General features: G+C 75.1%; 2 protein-coding genes. One reads left to right on the forward strand and one right to left on the reverse strand.

All coding sequences use genetic code 11. The features are described from left to right. Positions 1-993, forward strand: a 993-nt coding sequence (locus ND748_RS31385) for a Dyp-type peroxidase (RefSeq protein WP_251749917.1), incomplete at its 5' end; no start/stop codon positions are given. A gap of 52 nt (positions 994-1,045) precedes the next feature. On the opposite strand, the gene ND748_RS31390 is transcribed toward ND748_RS31385, so the two are convergent. Continuing rightward, positions 1,046-1,739: hypothetical protein (locus tag ND748_RS31390; RefSeq protein WP_308205783.1), on the reverse strand; the 694-nt coding region annotated here is incomplete at its 5' end.

Below are 1,739 nucleotides of genomic sequence, written 5' to 3' on the forward strand. Positions count from 1 at the left end.
GTGCTGCGGGCGTGGACGGACGGCGGCCGGACGCTGATGCGCGGCGCGGCCCAGAGCGGCGCGGCGGCGGGAGTGGGTCGGGAGGCGGCGGGACTGGGGCCGGCGGGGCTGACGGTGACGGTGGGGATCGGGGCGGCGGCGCTGCGCCGGGCGGGCCTCGACGCGCGCATCCCCGGGCCGCTCGCGGACATCCCGGCGTTGCCCGGCGACCGGCTGGAAGCGGACCGCGGCGGCGGGGACCTCGCCGTCCAGGTCTGCGCCGAAGATCCGATGGTCGCGTTCGCCGCGGCGCGGCAGCTTGGCCGGTTGGCCGCCGGTCTGGTCCGGCCCCGTTGGGCGCAGCGCGGCTTCCAGCGCACCGCGGCGGCCCCCGCGGACCCGACGGCCACCCCGCGCAACCTGATGGGGCAGCTCGACGGGACGAACAACCCGCGGCCGGGTTCGGCCCAGTTCGACCTTGCCGTCTGGGCCGTCGGGGGTCCGGCCTGGATGCGCGGCGGTACCTACCTGGTGTGCCGGCGGATCCGGATGCTGCTGGACACCTGGGAGCGGCTGACCGAGGATGCCCGGGGCGAGGTCGTCGGGCGTCGGATCGACGACGGGGCGCCGCTGTCCGCACCGCCCGCGGCCGCCGGCGGCGGCGAGGACACGGCCTCGGACTTTGCTGCCCGGGGCCCCAACGGCCGGCCACTGATCGCCGAGAACGCCCACATCCGCCTGTCCAACCCGCAGTTCCACGGCGGCATCGCCATGTTCCGCCGCGGCTACTCCTACGACGACGGCCTCGACGCCGCCGGTGAGCCGGACGCCGGGCTGTTGTTCCTGGCGTTCCAGGCCGATCCGCGCACGGCGTTCGTCCCGGTTCAGCGCACCCTCGCGGCCTCCGACGCGCTGAACACGTTCATCCGGCACACGGCCAGCGCGCTGTTCGCCGTCCCGCCGGCGCCCCCAGCCGACGGCTACCTCGGTCAGAGCCTGCTCGAGGAGACCTGATGCGGCTCAGCGCCCGCGATGACGGACGGCTCAGTGCCCGATGACGGACGGCTCAGTGCCCGGCGGCCAGGGCGGCCAGCGCCCGGGCGTACCGCTGCGCGCAGTACGGCGCGGGATGGACGAAGTCCACGATGCACCGGTGGCCGTCGAGCTCGGTGTTGAAGGCCATCGCCGGATGGATCGCCCGCGCGGCCCGCTCCGAGTAGCGCACCTGGCCCGGGAACTCGTCGGCGAGCTGCCGGTACAGGTCGTTGAGCCGCGCGCTGCCCAGCATCCAGCCGTGCAGGCGAGACGCCGGCGTCGTCCAGTCGACCTGGCCGGACGTGCTGTTGAACGAGGACGGCACGGCCGCCGCCAGCACGATCCGGGTGACCCCGTGGCGCAGGTACCAGCCGATCTGCTCGGTCAGCTCGGCGCGGTAGGCGGTGACGAGCTGGGTTCCGAGGAGATTACCCGGGTTGTTGCCGTTCCAGTTCAGCACCACGGTTCGCGGCCGGCCCGCCGCCGTCAGGTCATCGGACATCAACGGCGAGGTGGCGTCTGCGTAGACGTCGGGGGCGAGTCCCGGGTAGCCGACGAGACGGACCGGGGCCGTGTCGGTGGACCTGGCGGCGACGGTGACCATCGAGTCACCGACCACCAGGGCGGACCGCTGGGGCCCGCCGCCCGGCCGGCCGCCGCCGAGGATGACCGCGATCGCGAGCGCGGCCAGCACGGCGAGGGTCAGCCACGACCTGGCCGTGCCC

The sequence above is a fragment of the Frankia sp. AiPs1 genome (genome assembly GCF_023716945.1).
GTDB lineage: Bacteria > Actinomycetota > Actinomycetes > Frankiales > Frankiaceae > Frankia.